Source organism: Sinorhizobium numidicum, from assembly GCF_029892045.1.
GTDB classification, from domain to species: Bacteria; Pseudomonadota; Alphaproteobacteria; order Rhizobiales; family Rhizobiaceae; genus Sinorhizobium; species Sinorhizobium numidicum.
Genome location: NZ_CP120368.1, coordinates 587,622 through 606,992 on the forward strand (window position 1 = coordinate 587,622; position 19,371 = coordinate 606,992).

The 19,371-nt window shown below is 60.8% G+C and carries 12 protein-coding genes; 5 read left to right on the forward strand and 7 right to left on the reverse strand.

Annotated elements, in window-relative coordinates; translation table 11 throughout:
• Positions 1 to 32: 32 nt before the first annotated feature.
• Positions 33 to 1,043 (forward strand): KpsF/GutQ family sugar-phosphate isomerase, encoded by a 1,011-nt coding sequence (locus PYH37_RS13890; RefSeq protein WP_280736041.1) that lies wholly within the window; start codon positions 33 to 35, stop codon positions 1,041 to 1,043.
• Positions 1,044 to 1,085: 42 nt separating this feature from the next.
• On the opposite strand, the gene PYH37_RS13895 is transcribed toward PYH37_RS13890, so the two are convergent.
• From PYH37_RS13895 to PYH37_RS13915, 5 genes are all read right to left on the reverse strand, one after another.
• The gene (locus tag PYH37_RS13895) at positions 1,086 to 2,393 is read right to left on the reverse strand and encodes a capsule biosynthesis protein (protein WP_280735516.1); all 1,308 of its coding nucleotides are present in this window, start codon (positions 2,391 to 2,393) and stop codon (positions 1,086 to 1,088) included.
• A gap of 23 nt (positions 2,394 to 2,416) precedes the next feature.
• On the reverse strand, positions 2,417 to 3,973 hold the full coding sequence (locus PYH37_RS13900) for an LTA synthase family protein (protein ID WP_280736042.1): 1,557 nt from the start codon (positions 3,971 to 3,973) through the stop codon (positions 2,417 to 2,419).
• A gap of 149 nt (positions 3,974 to 4,122) precedes the next feature.
• Positions 4,123 to 4,926, reverse strand: a complete 804-nt coding sequence (locus tag PYH37_RS13905; protein WP_280735517.1) for an SDR family oxidoreductase — start codon at positions 4,924 to 4,926, stop codon at positions 4,123 to 4,125.
• A 57-nt stretch (positions 4,927 to 4,983) separates the two neighbouring features.
• Positions 4,984 to 6,399, reverse strand: coding sequence for an aminotransferase class I/II-fold pyridoxal phosphate-dependent enzyme (locus PYH37_RS13910; protein WP_280735518.1), 1,416 nt, complete (start codon positions 6,397 to 6,399; stop codon positions 4,984 to 4,986).
• Positions 6,396 to 13,922 (reverse strand): type I polyketide synthase, encoded by a 7,527-nt coding sequence (locus tag PYH37_RS13915; RefSeq protein WP_280735519.1) that lies wholly within the window; start codon positions 13,920 to 13,922, stop codon positions 6,396 to 6,398. Before PYH37_RS13915 ends, PYH37_RS13910 begins: the two co-directional genes overlap by 4 nt.
• Positions 13,923 to 14,326: 404 nt before the next feature.
• Here PYH37_RS13915 and PYH37_RS13920 point away from each other — a divergent pair, with 404 nt between their 5' ends.
• From PYH37_RS13920 to PYH37_RS13935, 4 genes are all read left to right on the forward strand, one after another.
• The gene (locus PYH37_RS13920) at positions 14,327 to 15,514 is read left to right on the forward strand and encodes a polysaccharide biosynthesis/export family protein (protein WP_280735520.1); all 1,188 of its coding nucleotides are present in this window, start codon (positions 14,327 to 14,329) and stop codon (positions 15,512 to 15,514) included.
• A gap of 270 nt (positions 15,515 to 15,784) precedes the next feature.
• A complete protein-coding gene (pncA, locus tag PYH37_RS13925) occupies positions 15,785 to 16,384 on the forward strand; it encodes a bifunctional nicotinamidase/pyrazinamidase (protein WP_280735521.1) in 600 nt (199 codons plus the stop codon).
• Positions 16,385 to 16,490: 106 nt separating this feature from the next.
• Positions 16,491 to 17,795 carry a nicotinate phosphoribosyltransferase gene (pncB, locus tag PYH37_RS13930; protein WP_280735522.1) on the forward strand — a complete coding sequence of 435 codons (1,305 nt, stop codon included), beginning with the start codon at positions 16,491 to 16,493 and terminating at the stop codon, positions 17,793 to 17,795.
• A gap of 288 nt (positions 17,796 to 18,083) precedes the next feature.
• Positions 18,084 to 18,296: a hypothetical protein gene (locus PYH37_RS13935; protein WP_280735523.1), complete on the forward strand. Its 213-nt coding sequence runs from the start codon at positions 18,084 to 18,086 to the stop codon at positions 18,294 to 18,296.
• Here PYH37_RS13935 and PYH37_RS13940 read toward each other — a convergent pair.
• Together PYH37_RS13940 and PYH37_RS13945 are read right to left on the reverse strand one after the other, a co-directional pair.
• Positions 18,265 to 18,471, reverse strand: coding sequence for a hypothetical protein (locus tag PYH37_RS13940; RefSeq protein ID WP_280735524.1), 207 nt, complete (start codon positions 18,469 to 18,471; stop codon positions 18,265 to 18,267). The two genes, PYH37_RS13935 and PYH37_RS13940, sit on opposite strands and share 32 nt — an antisense overlap.
• 99 nt (positions 18,472 to 18,570) lie before the next feature.
• Positions 18,571 to 18,723, reverse strand: a complete 153-nt coding sequence (locus PYH37_RS13945; RefSeq protein ID WP_280735525.1) for a hypothetical protein — start codon at positions 18,721 to 18,723, stop codon at positions 18,571 to 18,573.
• Positions 18,724 to 19,371 lie beyond the last annotated feature (648 nt).

A 19,371-nucleotide genomic window follows, 5' to 3' on the forward strand; every position in this document is an offset into this window, starting at 1 on the left:
GTTGATTTCACTTCAGAACTTAGGAAGCAATGATGGGCTTGAGACATGTGAAGGCGGACGGGCACTCCAGCGCTGCGGTGCTGGAGTCGATCGGCAGGACGTTGACGACCGCGACCAATGGCATCAAGGCTCTGGCCGATCACCTGACGACGGATGAAACCTTCGCCCGCAATCTCGTTGACGCTGTCGAGCTGATCGGCGACGGCCAGGGCCGCGTCGTTGTTTCCGGCGTCGGCAAGAGCGGGCATATCGGCCGCAAGATCGCCGCAACCATGGCGTCCACCGGCACCTCCGCCTATTTCGTCCACCCGACGGAGGCGAGCCATGGCGATCTCGGCATGATTACCTCGCAGGATGCGTTGATATTGCTCTCCTGGTCGGGCGAGACGGCGGAGCTCGCCAACATGCTCACCTACGCCAAGCGCTTTAAAGTGCCGATCGTCTCGATTTGCTCCAACCGCGACAGCATCCTAGCCCGCAATTCCGATGTTGCGCTGGTGCTTCCGAAAGTGCCGGAAGCCTGCCCGCATGGCCTCGCTCCGACAACCTCAGCCATGCTGCAGCTCGCCGTCGGCGATGCGCTGGCGATAGCGCTCCTGGAGCGGCGCGGCTTCTCCGCCGAGGACTTCAAGACGTTCCACCCGGGCGGCAAGCTTGGTGCACAACTGCGCCTGGTCCATGAACTGGCACATGTGGCCGAACAGGTGCCGCTGCTTGCCGTGGGCCGCCCGATGAGCGAAGCGGTCATCGAAATGTCGGCGAAGGGATTCGGCGTTGTCGGCATCGTCGACGAGGGCGGTATCCTCGTCGGCGTGATTACCGATGGCGACTTGCGCCGTCACATGGCCGGCGACCTGCTTTCCCAGTCGGTCGAAGAGGTGATGTCGCACAATCCGCGTGTTATCCAGGGCGATGTGCTTGCCAGTGCCGCCATGGAGTTCATGCAGGAGCACAAGGTCACGGTGCTGTTTCTTGTCGACGAAGCCGGCGTGCCGGTCGGCATATTGCACATCCATGATCTGTTGCGTGCCGGCGTCGCCTGACGCTTTCGGATCGCATTTGGTGCTTTCGCGATCCGCTCTGACTTACAAAGATAGGTTGCCGCTTCCCTTCACCGGTTTTCTCCGCGGTGGAGGATCAATGAAGGCGCCGGGCTCGTTGACACTGTTTCGGTGCAGCCGTTCTGCGATCGCCTCGGCGCCGGCCTCCGTTCCGGCGCTGGAATAGAAATTGCCGCGCACCTGTATGGAGTTGGCCATCAGCCTGAACATTGCCGCGCTCAAAGCCGGATCAGGCGGTTGCGGCCCCGTCCAGAACGTCTCGAGCGGCTGCTGGTCGGCAAGACCGGGAATATCGAAAACCGCCTCGCCAAGCACCTTCACCGGCCTTCCCTGTTTCAGGGCATGCAAGCCGGCGGTCGAGTTGACCGTGACGATGCCGGCGCTGCCTGCTGCCAGGAGGTCGAGGTTGCCGCCGTCGAGATAGACGACACGATCGCTAATGCCGAGCGTGGCTGCATCCGTGGAGATGATCCTGCGCCAGGGGACGAGGTTGTTGTCGAGGGGATGGACCTTGACGGCGAGCCTGCTTGCGGGCGGCGCGTGGCGGGTAAAGGAGACGAGGATGTCTCGAATCGCCTCCTTCTGACTGTTGAAGGGGGAGTGCGCCCGCAACTGATAATCGGTCTCGAGTTGCAGCGGATAAACGAAATAGGAACAGCCCTTCGATAGGAGCGCGCGAATTGCGTCCTCCGCAACGCGTTGCTGGCGCTTGGCTGTCGCAAGGCGGGTCACCCAGCCGGCATATTCGGCCAGCGGATGAAAGATCCCATGCCGGCGATAGCCCGGGAAAAGAAACCAGAGGAAGACGTTCGGAAGATTGTAGAGGAGGTCGTAGGCCGCTTCGGCGAGGAAGGTTTGCGCATAACGCCGCTGCCAGTCCGGCTCCGGCACGGCCGCTGCCGCCTGCAGGATCTGTTCGGGGTCAGTCGGAAAATGCGAGTTGGACGACATTCCGCCCCGTTCCAGCGTCAGCCAGTCGGGCCGCAGGTAACCCATCTCGACCACGAAAACAGAAATCCCAAGACGCCGGGCCGCTGCTAGGGCAGCCTGATGATAGGGGCGCTCTTCGCCAAGCAGGACCAAGTCGCTCACCGCATGGCGGCGGATAAACGCGTCCACATAGGCGGGCCAATCCGAAATCGAGCCGCGGTAGTTGTGTGCGCTAGGGCGCCGCCAAAAGATCTGGTCGCCTGCATTGAGGTTGATGCGAAGACAGGCATGGCCCCATGCCTCGAGGCGGGCGGCGATCTTAGTGAAGATCGGTGAGGACGGCCCTTGCAGAAACAGGAACGTCCGCCGCGGCAAGTGCTTGGTCGTGATACCCGCTGTCATCGTGCAGAATTCCACCGTAGCTGCTATTGCAGCGTCTCCTTTTGCAGGTTGGCGTGCTGGAGCAGCGCGCGGAGCAGGTTCCATGGATGCTCGTCCTGCGCTTGCTTCTGCATGTGCTGCGATGGCCGTGCCTTGGCGAGCGGAACGATGAAATAGTCCGTGCGCGGGTCGGGGAACGGATCCGCGAAAGACTTCAGAAGCGGGGCATGGTCGCCGTAGAAGACAAGCCAAACCGGACGGTCTTGTTTGTTGAGACCGTCGATCAGTTGCTTCAGCGCTGCGTCCGATTGCTGCAGGATCGCGAGATAGATGTCCACAGGTTTGGTAAGCGTTCCGACACGGCCGGGCTCCCAAGGGCCGTGATTTGCCATCGAAGCGACGAAGATGAAACCGCTTTCGTCTTCCGGCAGCTTCTGAACCTCGGCAAGCACCCTCGACGTGAGTGCAGCGTCGGAGACGTAGAGCCCGTCCTGGTCGGGTTGGTGATCGAAGGCGTCGAGCATGGTGAGCTTGTCGAAGCCGAGGAGGGGCATCGCCTTGTGCCGTAGAAAAAATGTCCGATCATAGGGGTGGATGAAATGCGTATGCCAGCCGGCACGCTTCAGCTTCCCCGGCCAAACGACGTCGGCGTAGTGGGCGGCGCGCAGATAGGGATAACTCGCGTCAACGTGAATATCGTCCGGCACCAGCCCGCTCAATACGGCAAACTCGGTACGCAAGGTATACCCGCCCTCGAAAACATTGCTGAGGCGGCCCCACTGCACTGCCTGTTTGCGCAGCCGATCGATGGTCGGCAGCTTAATCGAGTCGACGCCGAAATGCCGCATATCTATGAAGGATTCCGATTGCCAGACCACGATTAACGGCGTCTCCTCGTGGCCGATGAGATCGTGGACGACGGCCCGCAGGCGTTCGGAAAGTTCGGCGACGATTTTCTCGCGCTTCACTCCGAGCCAGATGATGAAGTGATAAACGACCGAGCCGAATGTGCCGAAGCGAACCGTGTTCATCTTCACGTTCACCTTCTTCGTCAGACGCTGTACCAGGGTCGCGATCGGACGGTTGACCGGTCCATAGAAGAGTGAGCCCCAGGGGGCGCTGGCACCGAAGATCATCAGCACGATCCAGAGCAGCTTTTCGCTTTGCGGCAAGACGCTCGGCTCGAAATACATGTAGAGGCCCGAAACGCCGAACACGTAAAGGAAGGCGACGATCCAGAACATGACGTTCAGCGATGTCGCATAGAAGATCGTCTTGTATTTGAAGACGTCCGCGACGAGAGCGATATCCGAGAAGACCAGCGGCTCGCGAATGAACTTGAATTTCGCGCGGGAGATGCCGGTGAAGATGATGAAGAAGCTCATCGTGCCGGCAGCCGCATAGAGCGGCCGCCAGGAAATCGCGAAGAACCCGGCAAAGACGAGCGCTATAACAGGCAGTCGGGCGAGAATGTCGATGATGTCCCGGCTACGCCCATAGGGGGATCTGTTCTTCTTGCGCTCGCGCTTAGGCAGGGCGAAACGATCCGTGAAAAAGATCACCCCGCAGGACAGCAGATAACACCCAAGCGTCAGCACCATCGGGTAGTCATGCAGATGGAATGGAAATAACGCCAAGCCGATACCTTTAAGCCATTTTACTGCGCCGACGCCGCCTCGGCACCAGGGCTTCTGTCCGACACTTAAATCCTAACTTTCGCAGGCACAAGCACTGGCGGGCCGGTCGGCGACTATGCTCCACCGCTGCGTGCGATCGCCCGGTCGAACCACCAGTTCACGAGCGGCCGGACCGCTGGCGCGAAACGGCCAAGTAGGAAAAGCGTCATGCCGAAATAGATTTCGAACCGCCGCCGGTCGATGCCCCGTACGATCCTCCTGGCGACCGCGTCGGCGGTCCAGGGTCGAACTGCCCCCATGACCGTGGCCGCTTCGGGCGGCCGCAACGAGAGTTCGCGCTCGAATTGCGGCGTTTCCGTATCGGGCGGAAAGCTCACCGAAACCTCGATGTTGTGGCGGCGCGCCTCGCTGCGCAGCGCCTGGGCAAAACCGTGCAGGGCAAACTTTGAGGCGCAATAGGCGGAGTAACCATAGACGCCGAGGAGCCCGGCACCCGAGGAAATCATCACGATATGCCCGGTGCGCCGCCGCTTCATTTCCGGATAGACGGCGCGTACCGCATGTACAGTGCCTGAAAAGTTCGTCTCCATCTGGCGGCGGAAAGCCAGGCTTTGCATGTCCTCGAACGGTGCGGGCTCGACGATTCCCGCAGAGGTCACGAGAATGTCGCAGGGGCCGAAGGCCTCGATGCAGCGGGAAATCGCCGCCTCGACTTCTTCTTCTCTGGCGACATCGGCCGTCTCGATGCGGAGATGTTTGGCTTGCGCTCCATGCCCTGCAACGAGCTTTTGTGCCGCCTGTTCCAGAACATCGCGGGAGCGCGCGATGAGCGAGAGCCGCGCGCCGCGGGCCGCGTAGATGGATGCGAGTGCCAGTCCTATGCCGCTGGAGCCGCCGGTAATGATCACGTGAGTCATGCCAGAAAACCCGGTTGCGGCCGCAGCACCACCCCGAAAACGCGTGGGTCAAAAGCCCTAACGCGCCGAGAGGGCTTTCAGCATCTGTTCGATATCGACGCCACCAAGCCCGAAATTTCGTTCGGTGAGGTCCTTCAGGCGTTCGGCAGTCAGCGTGACCGTACGATGGATCTGCTCCTCGGTATGGTCGCTGGTGATGAAGAATCGCAATCGCGCCGAGCCTTCCGGCACCGCCGGATGGATGATCGGCAACACGTTGACGCCGGCTGCATGCAGGTCATTGGAAAGCTGAACGGCGCGCAACGAATCCCCGACGATCACCGGCACGACCGAGAAGCCGCCGCTCAAACCGGTGTCGAGACCGGCTTCCTGGGCGAGCTTTAGGAACAGGCTGCCGTTGCGCCTCAGAGCCGCAGTCCTCTCCGGTTCACGTTCGAGAATATCGAGGCTGGCGACGGCAGACGCGCCGAGCACGGGCGCCAGGCCGACGCTGTAGACGAAGCCGCCGGCGGACGCCTTGAGAACAGCCGCCAGCGCCGCGCTGCCGGCGATATAGCCGCCGCAGCTCGAAGTGGTTTTCGAGAGCGTTCCCATCCAGATATCGATCTCATGGGGATCGATGCCGAAGTGTTCGGCCAAGCCCTTGCCGCGCCGTCCCAGAACGCCGAGCGAATGGGCCTCGTCGACCATCAACCAGAACCCGTATTCGGCCTTGAGCTTCAGAAGTGCCGGCAGGTTGGCAATATCGCCGTCCATCGAATAGATGCCTTCGACGATCACCATGATGTGGCGGTAATCGCCGGCGACGGTGCGCAGCACATGTTCAAGATCGGCAGTGTCGTTGTGCTTGAACAGGCGGCGCGTTGCACCGGACAGCTTGATGCCTGCGAGCGCGCTGTTGTGAATGAACTCATCGTGAATGACGAGATCCTTTGGCCCCATGAGGCAACTGATGGCGGCGACGTTCGTGAGATAGCCACTGACGAAGCAGACTGCTGCGTCGACCCCGTAGAAGCGTGCGATCTTCTCCTCGAGTTCGACATGCACAGGCCGTTCGCCTGCGACGAGCCGGCTCGCGGAGGCCGAAATCCCAAAGGTGGCAATCGTGTCGCGTGCCCGATCGAGGACATGAGTGTGCCGATTGAGGCCAAGATAGTCGTACGAGGCGAAGTTGATCAGCGTCCGCCCGTCAATCACGGTCGTTGCGCCGGCTGCGGCCTGGTGGGCCCGGTAGAACGGGTTGGCGATGCCGAGCTGTTCGCTGACGATTTTTTGGGTAAGAACCTGCTTATATTCCGGCAGGTCCTCGAAACGCGCCTGCTGCCGACGGGCTACGGGCGGCAAATCTCGCTCCGAGCGCGCCATGCGGTTGCGCTCGGACGATTGATGCGTATTTCTCATCCTGTCCAGCAGGTTTTCCTTGAGGCTGCTGTTCATCTTCGAGAAGGCCTGGCCGTTTTCGTCGTTGCTCATTGGCTCAGTGCTTTTTCCTTGACCGCCCCGACATGGCGTTGCGTGAGCTCGGTCACAAGCTTGTCGTCCGCCGCCTCGCCATCGTCGCCGTGGTCTCGCTTGCTTACCTTTTCGTAGAGCTTGCGCGCAACGTCACCGACCGTCGTATTGTCGGCGACGCCACTCAAAGGCATGTCGAAACCGGTGTTTTGCTGGAAGCTCATCCCGAGTTCCACCGCCATCAGGCTATCGAGGCCGATTTCCTTCAAGATCTTGCCGCGCGTGACCGTATCCTTCGACACGCGCAGGATGGCGGCGATCTCGCCGGCGACGAGATCGAACAGGATGTCCTCCGCTTCGTGCGGCGACTTGCCCTCGATCATTGCAACGAGGTCCATCTGCGCGCCCTCGGAGCCCGAGGAATGCTGGTCGGCGCTGCGCAGGATCACCTCAAATAGCGCATTGCGCGACACTGGCAGGTTGCGAGCCGCTGTCCAGTCGATTTCCGAGATCATGACGACCGCCGCATCGACAGTGCCCGGGTCAGACGCGATATGGCTTTCCACCATGTCGAGTGCCACCTGAGCCTTCAGAGCGGTCTTGCCGATGCGCTTGGCGAGAAGGTCGTTCACGTCTGCGTTTTGCGTCAAATAGCCCGCATCCGCGATCGCGCCGAAGCCAACGGCCAATCCTGCCAGTCCTTGTGCGCGGCGCGCGCGGGCAAGGCCTTCGAGAAAACCATTGGCGGCAACATAGTTTGCTTGGCCGGGGTTACCGACGAGCGTCGTCGCTGAGGAGAACAGGATGAAGTTGTCGATCTGGTCGTCACGAGTCAGGCGATCGAGAATCGCCGCCCCCTTCGCCTTCGTATCGATCACTGGCCGATTGCGCTCGCGGTTGAGATTGCTGATCAACGCGTCGTCGAGCGCCATCGCCGCATGCACGACGGAACGCAGTGGCGCTTCCGCACGAAGCGACGCAAGGAGCGCTTCAACGGCGGCGGCATCCGTGACGTCGCAAGCGTGCAGCGATGCGGACACGCCGGCCTTTTCCCAGCGCTTGATCATTGCGCTCGTTTCCAGATCCGCCAATCCGCGCCGGGAGCAGAGAGCAATTCTGCGTGCACCGTTCTCGACAAGCCGGTTGGCTGCAGCGAGCCCGAAGCCACCGATGCCGCCGACTACCAGATGCACGCCGTCCGGATCGACCTTCATGCCCTTGTGCGGCTTTGCGGCAACCTCATGTTTGCCGACGACCGGCGGCAGGACCACGATCTTGCCGATATGGCCGGCATTCTGCATCAGCCGGAAGGCATTGCCGATTTCGTCGAAATCGAACGCGCGATAAGGAAGCGGCGTCAACTTGCCTTCTTCGAAGAGCGTTCCGATTTCCATGAAGATGCGTTTGGTCAGGTCCGGTGCGTTGACAAGAAGCTGATCCGCGTCGATGCCGAAATAGCTGACATTGCGCCGGAACGGCCTGAGCCCGATCTTGCTGTCGGCGTAATAGTCTCGCTTGCCAAGTTCGAGGAAGCGGCCGAAGGGCTTGACCAGCCCCAGGCTCTGTTCCATCGCCTCGGCGAAGAGGGAGTTGAGCACGAGATCGACCCCTTCGCCGCCGGTGACGGCACGGACATCGTTGACGAAGCCGAGCGAACGCGAATCGAAGACGTGGTCCGCGCCGAGCATCGCCAGGAACCGTCGCTTCTCGCGTGTCCCGGCCGTGGCGATGACCTTGGCGCCTTTCAGTTTGGCGACTTGCAGTGCGGCAAGACCGACGCCGCCGGCAGCACCGTGGATGAGAATAGTCTCTCCCGGCTGAATGCGGCCAAGCTCGACCATTGCGTAATAGGCGGTGAGGAAAGCGACCGGTACGGTTGCAGCGGCCACCGGGCTGACACTCCGCGGCAGCTTGGCAACACCCGCGCGCGAAACGACCGCATGCGTGGAAAAGGCGGAGGAGGCGATTGCCATCACCGCATCTCCGACGAAGAGATCGTCGACGCCTTCGCCGACCGCAACCACATAACCGGAAAGCTCCATGCCGATCGTCGCGCCGGCAAAGCCGTCTTCGAGCGCCTCCTCGGGGAGAAGGCCCATGGCCCACATCACATCGCGGAAGTTCAGGCCCGTCGCAGCGACGGCGACAACGATTTCGCCTCGTCCGGCTTCCGGCACGGCGGCTTCTTCCCAGGCGATGCTGCCGACCTGCGAACTGACGCGCTGGCGAATTGTCGCCGCCGCAAAGCCGCTCGTTGTGCCTTCCGTTCTGTCGGCGGGACCGGGTACAGCCCGTATTTCTGAGAGCACACCGGTCTCCCGGTCGAGCAGCCATTCCCGGTTGGTACCCGATACAGCCAGCAGGGGCAGCGCCGCGGCAATCAGATCCTTCGCCATTGCCGCATCGCCACCGGCAAGATCGAGCGAATGGACGTCGAGAAACTCGTACTCATTCTGCAGAACGCGAACGAACGCCCACAGCCCTGAATTTATGCCGCAATTCGCAGATGCGGAAACCGGTGCGCCGCCCGGGGCAACGACCACCAGGCGAGGGCGGTCGTCACCGGCTTGTTCAGCGTCTCCGACATGCTGCCTCAGCGATTCGGCAAAGGCGCTCAGTGTCAGCACCTGCGTCTGCAGCAATTCCGAATCCTCGTCGCGGACATGGCTTGTCGCCGGAGAAACGAAAACCGCGCGAACTGGCCCGTCGCCCAACTTGTTGAGAGCGGCACGAAGCGTTGTCACATCGGCGGCCATGTCGCCTGTGACCGAAGCCGATATTGCAGGCGCGACAACAGGCGCCGAGGCTTGCCTGGCGCCGGCCGTTTCGATGAGGAGGTAGGGAGTGGCAACAGCGCCTTTTGCTTCCGTCGACCTTTTCGCTGCTGGCGCCGCAGCGCCTTGTGCTTCGATCAGGATGATGTTGCCGTGCGGGCACTCCCGGTCCGTGACGGCCACATCACGCAGTTCGAGATCGGCGAGGGACTTCTGCCAATGGGGCACCGCTGCGAGACTGCCGATCGGGAACTCCGCCGTTTGGCTGCGAGCAAACCAGCCATCGGAGAGGCCCAATGCAAAGTCGCTGAAGATGGACGGTGCGCTGACGGCCGCGACCAATGCACCATTTTCCCGCAGCGCTGAGCGCAATGCCGCACGAACGGCGACCTCCTCTTCGATCAGGTGATAGAGATTGTCCGAAGCGCTGACGGCGAGATCAAAGGCGGCGAGAGCTGCGACGTCACTCTTCTTGAGCACGCGTACATGTGCGTCGTTCTCGAAGGCGATCTCGAGATTGCGCTGTGCGTTGTCGCGCGGCTCGACGATCGTCAGGCTCGCTCTGTAACGCGCCGCAAGGTCCGCGAGACTTCGCGTGAAACCTGCGGAGACGCTTCCGAGTTCGACGATGCGCAGACGGGTGCCGCCAGTGCTTTGCTCCGCCAAGGCCCGTTCGACGGTGCCGAGAAGCTGCTCCATGCGCGACCGGCTCGCGACCGAATGAACGGCCTGATGGTCGAGCGTCGCCTCGCTGATGAAGCCGGCGCTGCCGGATGCGACTGCTTCGCCGTGTGGATTCACCGCGAGTGCGTCGAGGCGGCTCAGTGCTTCCGCATAGGCGTTATTGATGAGCACGGCTTCGACGGCTCGGTCGGGACGTTCTCCATAAAGCTCGCCGAGGATCTCCTGCACGGTCGGAAGGGTGAACTCCGGTGCGATCTTCCAGATTCCGTTCTGGTGTTCGCTGAGCCCGGCATCCTCGAGCACATAGAGGCAGTTCGTCAGGAAGCACTGGAAAGCGAAGTCGCCGGGCAATGAATTGCCCTGGATCGTGGCCCGCCCTCTCGCAAGTTTCAGAGCGATTTCCTGGCACGCGCGATAGATGGCGGCGTTGAAGAGCAATGTCGCATTGTCGACGCCGCTCTCCGGCCTGGCCTGCTCCGTCAGCTTCATCGGGGCTGCCGGGCCAAGTTTGGCGCCGGGAAGGATCACATCCGAAAGCACCGTCTCGTAATGGAAGGAGAGCCCGTCTAGCGCCTTGTGCTTGCGCAAATAGGTGCGGCGGAAACGACAATCATCGAAATGGGCGATTGCCTCGCCAGATTTGTCGAAGAAATGGAATCTTGCCTTGATCGAATTGGCGCTGACGCGTTCGATCTCAATCGTGGCGCGGGCAATAGCGCTGCCGGCTTTGACGACACGGACAGAGCCGAAGCGAACCGGAATGTAGGGCGCACCGCCCTTGTCGCCGCTGAAGCGATCGAAGAGTGCGACCAGCCCATGGAAACTTGCATCGACCGAAATCGGATGAAGCGCATAGGTGACAAGGGGATGGCCTGCCGCGTCCGGCGCCTTCAGCTCGACGTCGACGAGCCTGTTTCCGTAAGCGACGGCCTTGGAGAGCAACTGGAAATGCGGGCCGTAATCGAGGCCGAACTGCTTTGCCGTTTCATAGGCCTTCGACGGCGTCACCGTTGCTGTTTTCGCCATCCCGGCAAAAGACGGACAGGCATCGTTTTGACCCGGTATCGGCTTGCGGCTGCGCGCGACGGCATGCACCGTCCAGTCATCCTCCGACAGGCGTTCACGCGAACGGATCTCGATGTCACCGGTCTCCGGTGACAGGATCGTCGAGAGTTCCAGGATGCGGCTGTCGCTGAGTTCGAGCGGCCGAACGATCTCCAGATTGGTGATCTCGACCTCGTCGCTGCCGTAATATTGCTGTGCAGCGGAGACTGCCATTTCGATGAAACCGCTACCCGGGAGTATCGCTTTGCCGTCGACGACATGCTCGGCAAGGTCCGGGAAAAGATGCGCGTCGACGTGGTTCTTCCAACTGCCGCTATTCGGATCGCCCCGCCAGCCGGTCAGACGGTACGGTCTTGCTATGCGCCCGAAGAGGTCGGTTGCGTCGGTCGTCGTCGTGGGACGCAGTTCGACCGGCTCGAAGGGCAGGCTTGGCAATTCGACGAACGCGTCGCGCTTGCCATAGACCCGAACTCGGTCGACAACCGCGCCATGGGCGACAGCGCGAGCCATCGAAGCAGAAATCGGGTCCTGGCCCTTCTCTCCGACATCTCGAAGCAATGTCGGCACGACTGTCGCCGAAACCGCCGCTTGCTTGATCGTCTCCTTGACATAGGACGCCAGGATCGGCCGCGGAGAGATTTCGATGAACAGCCGGCAGCCGAGATCGAGGGCAGCCTCTGCCGCCGCCTGGAAGCGAACCGGCTCGCGAACGTTTTTCCACCAGTAGTCCGGATCGAGCTCCGTCCCGTCGAGCGCGGCCCCGGTTACCGTCGACAGATAGGTGAGTTCCGTCCGGCGCGGCGCGATATCCGGGATATCGGAAAGGAAGGCCTGCTTCGCCTGATCGATGATCGGATGGTGGAACGGGTAGTTGATATCCAGAATCTGGACGGGGATCTTCGCTTTGCGGGCAGCGTCGCGGAAGGCGGAAATCTCATGCGCCGGGCCGGAAATCGTCACCGAGTTGTGAGCGTTGATGGCTGCGACGCAGAGCTCGTTGAGGCCGCGTGCCTCGGCGAAAGCGCGGGCCGCTTCCTCACCGAGCATGACGGCGGCCATGGTGCCCTGGCCCGCCAGGAGGTCCTGATGCAGGGACCGCTTTGCAACGATCGACACCGCATCGACGAGCGACATGGCGCCGGCCGCATAGGCGGCGGCAATTTCGCCGACCGAATGCCCGAAGACGGCCGCGGGCTTGACGCCCATGGCCACGAGCGAGTCGGAAAGTGCAGCCTGGATGGCGAAAAGCAGCGGCTGGGCGATTTTCGTATCCGCAAGCTTGCTGTCGAGATACGGGTCCGTCAGCAAGTCCGTAAGGACGATGTCGGAATGGAACTTGAAGAGCGCGCTGACGGATGTGAACGATTGGCGGAAATGCAGGTTCTCTCGGAAGGCTTCCACGCCCATGCCCGCCCATTGCGAGCCGTTGCCGGAGAAGACGAAGGCGACCTTTGCGTCCTTGACAGCCGCTTCACCGATCTCGCCGATATCAGAACCCGGCTTCTCAAGATGGCTGGCAATCGCCCGCACGATATCTTCGGGATGATCGCTGCGAGCCGCGAAGCGATGGCGCATATGCGTGCGATTTGCGCCCGCGGCGGCAATGATCGCGCGCGCTTCTTCCCTGGTGGCGTTCGCAAAGGCGGCCTTGTAATCCTTGAGCAAATTCTCAAGGCTCGAGACAGTGTGGGCACTTGCGAGAAACACATGCCCTGCCGACGGGACCGGGGTCTTTTCTTCCTGTATTGGATCCGGATCGCTGAGGACCACGTGCGCATTCGCGCCGCCGAAGCCGAAGGAATTGATGCCGGCAAGCCTTGCGCGCTTGCCCTTCAGAAGCTCGATCGGATTGGCCGTGACACGAACATTGAGGCCCTCGAAATCGATGTGCTCGTTGGGCGTTTCGAAATGCAGCGACGCCGGAAGATAGTTGTGTTCAAGGGCGAGGACCGCCTTCATCATCCCGAACAGGCCGGATGCCGGCTCGGTGTGCCCGATATTCGACTTGATAGAGCCAATCGGCACAGGGGCTCGGCGTTTGGCACCGATGACCGTGCCGATCGACCAAACCTCCGCCGGATCGCCGACCTTGGTGCCCGTGCCGTGGCCTTCGACGAAAGCCACTTGGTTGGCGTCGATGCCGTTGCCTTCATAAATGGCTCTAAGGAGGTTCGCCTGCGCCTCACGCGAGGGCAGCGAGATGCCGTTGGTGCGGCCGGCCGAATTGACCCCCGAGGCGACAATCTTTGCATAGCTGCGGTCCCGCTCGCGGCGCGCCCGATCCGAACGCCGCAGCACGAAAACAACGCCGCCTTCGGCCCGCACATAACCGGCGCCATCATTGTCATAGGCGCGGCAGAGCCCCTCGGGCGACAGCATGCGCGCCTGGGCAAAGCCTACGAAGGGAAGCGGATGGGCGAGAATATTGACCCCACCAACGATCGCCGTGTCGATTTCGCCCGCGTTGAGCGCCCGCATCGCCTGATCGAGGGCGACGAGCGAAGAGGAGCAGGCGGTATCAACGGTCATGCTCGGGCCGCTCAAGCCGAATACATGGGAAATGCGGTTGGAGACGATAGAGAGCGTGTTGCCGGTCATGAAATAGGGACCGGCAGAGGCCGGGTCGTCGACCGTGATGTTGGCGTGATCGAGGCTGGATGCGCCGACATAGACGCCGACATTCTCGCCGTGCAGCGAAGAAACAGAGATATTCGCATCCTCAAGAGCGCGCCAGGCGAGCCGCAGCAGTACGCGCTGCTGCGGATCCATATACATGGCCTCGCGCTGCGACATGCCGAAGACGGCAGGATCGAAGTCGTAGATCTGATCGAGAGTGCCGGCGGCAAACGAATAGGTCTTGCCTTGCGTTCCCATCACCGGGTGCCAGAATCGCGCCAAATCCCAGCGGTCCGAGGGAACACTGGATACGGTGCATTTGCCCTGACGCAGAACTTTGAACAGCGCCTCCGGCGATTTCGCTCCAGGGGCAAGGCATGCACGCCCTATGATTTCAACAGTCATGTATGATCGAACGCTCTAAACTGCCGTTAAAATTGATTTAGCCAATCGCTGGATCAAACGTAAATTGCAATCCGCGACACTCTTGCTTGGTGGTTTTCCCCGTTTTTGTTCCCTCTGTTGTATTAGTGAGCTTTTAACCCAAAGTGCCTAGCTTTCAACCCCAAAGGCTTAGATATACGTCTCGCGGGATCCGTCCAAGACAATTACGGCGACAGTTCGTAACCGATATCCAGGACGTATGACCGGAAAGGCGCAATGCCGAATATTTTGGCTGCCTGGGCGGTGGGGTGGCTTGTTGTGGGACGGTGATTGTGCTTTTCAGAGACCGGCGGATTCCCTGCCGGAAAAAGCGCAGCGCGGATATCTGAATGGAATCATCGCTGTGCCGAATACGGAGTGTCGTAGTGAAACGAGTGACTGCCCTTCTTCTTTGTACCGCGCTTGCGGGATGTCAGGCTGTACCGGGAGAGGGCCCTCTGACTACCGATATCGTCGCGGACGCCGGTCAATCCGGCGCAGAGATCGGCAGAAATAATGCCACCGTCTTCGATATCGTCGATGTCAACGGCCAATCGGCGCGCCTCGTTTCAGACTATGTTGCGACGACGCTCAGCCGTCGGTTCGGGATCGGCGGCGGCGTCGGCCAGGTCGTGATCGGCATTGGCGACCAATTGAAGGTGACGATCTTCGAGGCGGGCAGCGACGGGCTCTTTTCCACAACGGAATCGAAACAGACGAGCATCGACCTGGTCGTCCAGCCCGATGGCAAGGCAGCAATTCCCTATGTCGGCTCGGTGCGTTTCGCCGGCCTGACGCTGGAGCAGGCGCGCCAGGCAATCCTCGAAGCTCTTAAACAAAAGGCGGTCGAACCGGACGTGATCGTCACAAGCACGTCGACTGCGTCGCGTATCGTTACGGTTTCCGGTGCAGTCGGCCGGCCATCCGTCGTGCCGCTGAACCTCGTCAGCGAGACGATCAATGAGGTCGTCGCCAAGGCCGGTGGTCCTTCGGCGCAGCCCTACGAGACCTATGTCACGCTAGTGCGTGGCAAAAAGACCGGAACGGTCCTCCTGAAGTCGATCATCGAAAATCCGTCGGAAAACATTCACGTGAAGCCTGGCGACCAGGTCTTCGTGACGCGTGACCCGCGCACCTTCACGATCCTTGGCCAGGTCAGGGCAAACCAGCGCGTCGAGTTCGGCGCCAACGACCTGAACCTGCTCGAGGCTGTGGCGCTCGCGGGCGGCGGTGCGGACCGGACGGTCGACGCGAAGGGCTACTTCGTCTTCCGCTACGAGGAGCCGGATATCGTCATGAGCCTGCTCGGACGAGAGCGTTTCAACACCATGCTGAGCAAGGGCATGAAGCCTGACAGCGTTGGCCGCTACCCGATCGTCTATCGCTTCAATATGACGAATCCCGACAGCCTGATCGTCGGTCAGACCTTCCCGGTCAAGAACCGCGACGTGATCTACGCTTCGCGCCATCCCTCTGTCGACATCACCAAGTTCCTCGATTTCGTGGCGAGGCCGATTGGCATTGCGAATTCCGGCGTCAGCATCGCAGACAACATCAATGATTTTAACAACTGATCACGGGCGCAAAGGCGGTGCCGGCGACTTCTGCCGGCCGCCTTCCGGCCTGGCGTCGGCCGGATCAGGCATGTTTTGAAGCCGCGCTTCCGGCCGTCTTCTAGTCTAACATCTTGGAATTGATCCGCTTTAAAGTCCGATCTAATCACGCTGCATTCGCGTAGCGATCCGGTGAACCCGCTTGCCGCCTCGCGCGTTCTGTGATTGATCTTGCGCTTGATCGATCTTGTTGATGGCCAGCGCCGCTCGGCAGGATCGCGAGGAGGGCCTATGGCTGAAGACGCCTTGATCGTCATCGACATGCAGAACGACTTCTGCCCTGGCGGCGCGCTCGCAGTCGAGGGCGGCGACGAGATCGTACCGACCGTCAATCGCCTGATAGAGCAGTCGCGCCACGTCATCCTGACGCAGGACTGGCATCCTGCCGGCCATTCCAGCTTCGCCTCCAGCCATCCCGGCAAGGCGCCGTTTCAGATGGTGACGATGCCTTACGGCGAGCAGACGCTCTGGCCGGATCATTGCATTCAGGGAAGCCCGGGTGCCGACTTCCATCCGGGTTTGCGGTGGACGACGGCGGAGTTGGTCGTGCGCAAGGGCTTCCGGGCGGAAATAGACAGCTACTCCGCCTTTTTTGAGAACGACCACCGAACCCCGACCGGCCTTGCCGGCTATCTTCGCGAGCGCAGTATCTCCAAGGTGTCGCTCTGCGGTCTGGCGACCGATTTCTGCGTCGCCTTTTCAGCGCTCGATGCTGTCGCTCAAGGCTTTTCGACGTCGGTGGTGCTCGACGCCTGCCGTGGCATCGATCTGAACGGCTCGCTTGCGGCCATGACGAGGCGCATGCGCGATGCCGGCGTGCAATTGATCTAACCGCGCCGGAGCGGGACCAGGAAGGCTTATCCCGCTCTGACTTAAGAAATCGATTGCGATGATCCCGGGGCGGTTCATCGTAATGTGAGAAGGAGCATTGTCGCAGATGCCGAAGACCGATATTGCGCGGCGGGTTTACAATCATACATGGAAGCTCGATCCGATCGTCCGCAGCCTTCTGGACACGGATTTCTATAAGCTTCTTATGCTGCAGATGATCTGGCAGCTTTATCCGGACGTGGATGCAACCTTTTCGCTGATCAACCGCACGAAAACCGTGCGCCTTGCCGATGAGATCGACGAACAGGAGCTGCGCGATCAGCTCGACCATGCGCGCGGGCTGCGGTTCGGCAAGAAGGAGATGATCTGGCTTGCGGGTAACACCTTCTATGGCCGCAAGCAGATCTTTTCGCCGGAGTTTCTCTCCTGGCTCGCAAAATTCCGCCTGCCCGACTACGAACTGTCGCGCCGCGACGGTCAGTTCGAACTGAGCTTCCGCGGCCGCTGGGCCGAGACCACGATGTGGGAAATCCCGGCGCTTGCGATCATCAACGAGCTGCGCTCGCGCTCCGCCATGAAGGGGCTCGGCCCGTTCACGCTCGACGTGCTCTATGCGCGCGCCAAGGCGAAGATGTGGTCGAAGGTCGAGCGGCTGCGGCAATATCCCAATTTGCGCATTTCCGATTTCGGCACACGCCGCAGGCACAGCTTCCTGTGGCAGCGCTGGTGCGTCGAGGCGCTGAAGGAAGGCATCGGTGCCTCCTTCTCCGGCTCGAGCAATGTGCTTCTCGCCATGGACACGGATCTGGAAGCGCTCGGAACCAATGCGCACGAGCTGCCGATGGTGGCGGCCGCCCTCGCCCGCAACGACAAGGAGCTTGCCGCGGCACCCTACAATGTCCTGCAGGATTGGAACCAGCTCTATGGCGGCAACTTGCTGATCGTGCTGCCGGATGCTTTCGGCACGGCCGCGTTCCTGCGCAATGCGCCGGCTTGGGTGGCGGACTGGACCGGCTTCCGTCCGGACAGTGCGCCGCCGATCGAGGGTGGGGAGAAGATCATCGCCTGGTGGAAGAAGATGGGCCGGGACCCGCGCGAGAAGTTGCTGATCTTCTCCGATGGCCTGGACGTCGACACGATCATCAGGACCTATCGGCATTTCGAGGGGCGGGTGCGGATGAGCTTCGGCTGGGGAACCAACCTGACGAATGATTTCGCCGGGTGCGCCCCGACGGAAATCAATGGCCTCAATCCGATATCGATCGTCTGCAAGGTCAGCGAAGCCAACGGCCGCCCGGCCGTGAAGCTCTCGGACAATCCCCGCAAGGTGATCGGCGATCCGGCCGAAGTGCAGCGCTACCTGAAATTCTTCGGCTCAGAGGATTTTATCGAGCAGACCGTCAAAGTCTGATCGCAACCATCAAAAAGAAACGCAATCTTGAGCCTCCTTTTAAGGCGAAGGAGGGCTGCCACGGCGCGCGCCGCATCCGCTGCAGCGTGCCGGCAAACTGCTTGGAGCTTGCGCGGTTGCGAAACTACTGGAGACATAATTGGCCGCCTTTGAGGAGCCTGGAGAGATGGAGAAACAGGAGACGGCGGCGCCAATCGTATGACTTATTGGGGTACCTCACTATTTTCTTGAATTTGTCGAAGAATACCCCATGATGACCGCTGTTGAGGTACACCTTGGGAGGGGTTCGTGCGTCAGGCATATTCACCCGATGACGTCGACGTCATGCGCGGAGCACTCGATATCTGGTGCGCCCTGCACAACGTCGGAAAGGATGGAGCCGAGGCCAACAGGGCCGCGCGGCGCATCCTTGATTTGATGGATAAGAAGAAGTACTCGTGTGATGAGCTATTGGCTCAGCTCGGGGACTTCAGACCGGATCCGCGTCACCGCGTGGCCTGACAAGGCCGGCGACGGTATCCCTGAGCTTCAAGAGCGGCAAATATTCATTGGCCAGATGAATGTCGAGATGCGTCAGCAGTTCACCGCTGAGCTCCGCAATCTGTCCGGTCTCGCTGTCGATGACCGTCCAGGAACCGTCGCTCTCTTGCTTCAGACCATATCTCTGCGCGTACATAAGGAACAGCTTAATGGATGCGCAGTGGATTTTATAGAGATTCCTGACCGAGCATAGGATAGGTGGCAGGCCGAGGCGGCTTGCCGGCGCGAAGCCATGTCATCTGTGTATCGACGAAGTGATTTCGCCGGAGAAGGCCCGCTCCGGGCTCATCCGATATTGGGACAGCGCGAAATGAAGCACGCCGCTGACGGCGATCGAGACGACCAGAACAGCGACCGTAACGCCAAGACCCGATTTGATCATACCCATGTTCTCCAAGACGCCTGATTGCCGGTCTCCGGCTGTCAGAGCGCGAGATGGAGTTAATCCTATGGCGGCGATCAGGCTGTTCCCCGGGTAACGTGAGATATGGTTAACGGTGTCTTGCCGGCGGTGTGCGGCAAACGGCGCCTCGACGGACAATCAGTGGGCGTTGCGGCAAGGTGGTGTTCGCATCCAAATGGACCACTGCCGGGGGCGCGCTGACGAGGGACACCCGCAGTCCGTATGTAAGTGAAATGCTCAGGAAAACTGGTGCTGCTAGAGAGATTTGAACTCGGTGGGGTTGCTTAGCATGTATTGATTTTATTGAATAATTTCGAACTCAGGTCAAGTCCTGTGTACCACCCCTGCGGCCTCAAACATTAGCTTGCGATCTACGCTAGTCCGATGACCGCGACCACAGCACACTTCGCGACATGATCCTGAACGATCTCGACGTCTGCTAGGCCCTTACCCCCGACCCACTCAATTCAGCGGTTCTATCGTTGTGATACATACGGCAGTGCTCCTCCAGTCTTCCCGCGGGTTTTCCAAAGGTTTCCTGACCAGCTCCCGACGGCCAAAACGCGATCCCTGAAAGTGCCAACCACCATCATCGTCTAAGTGGGCACCACTGAATGCATCTTGTTGCAATTT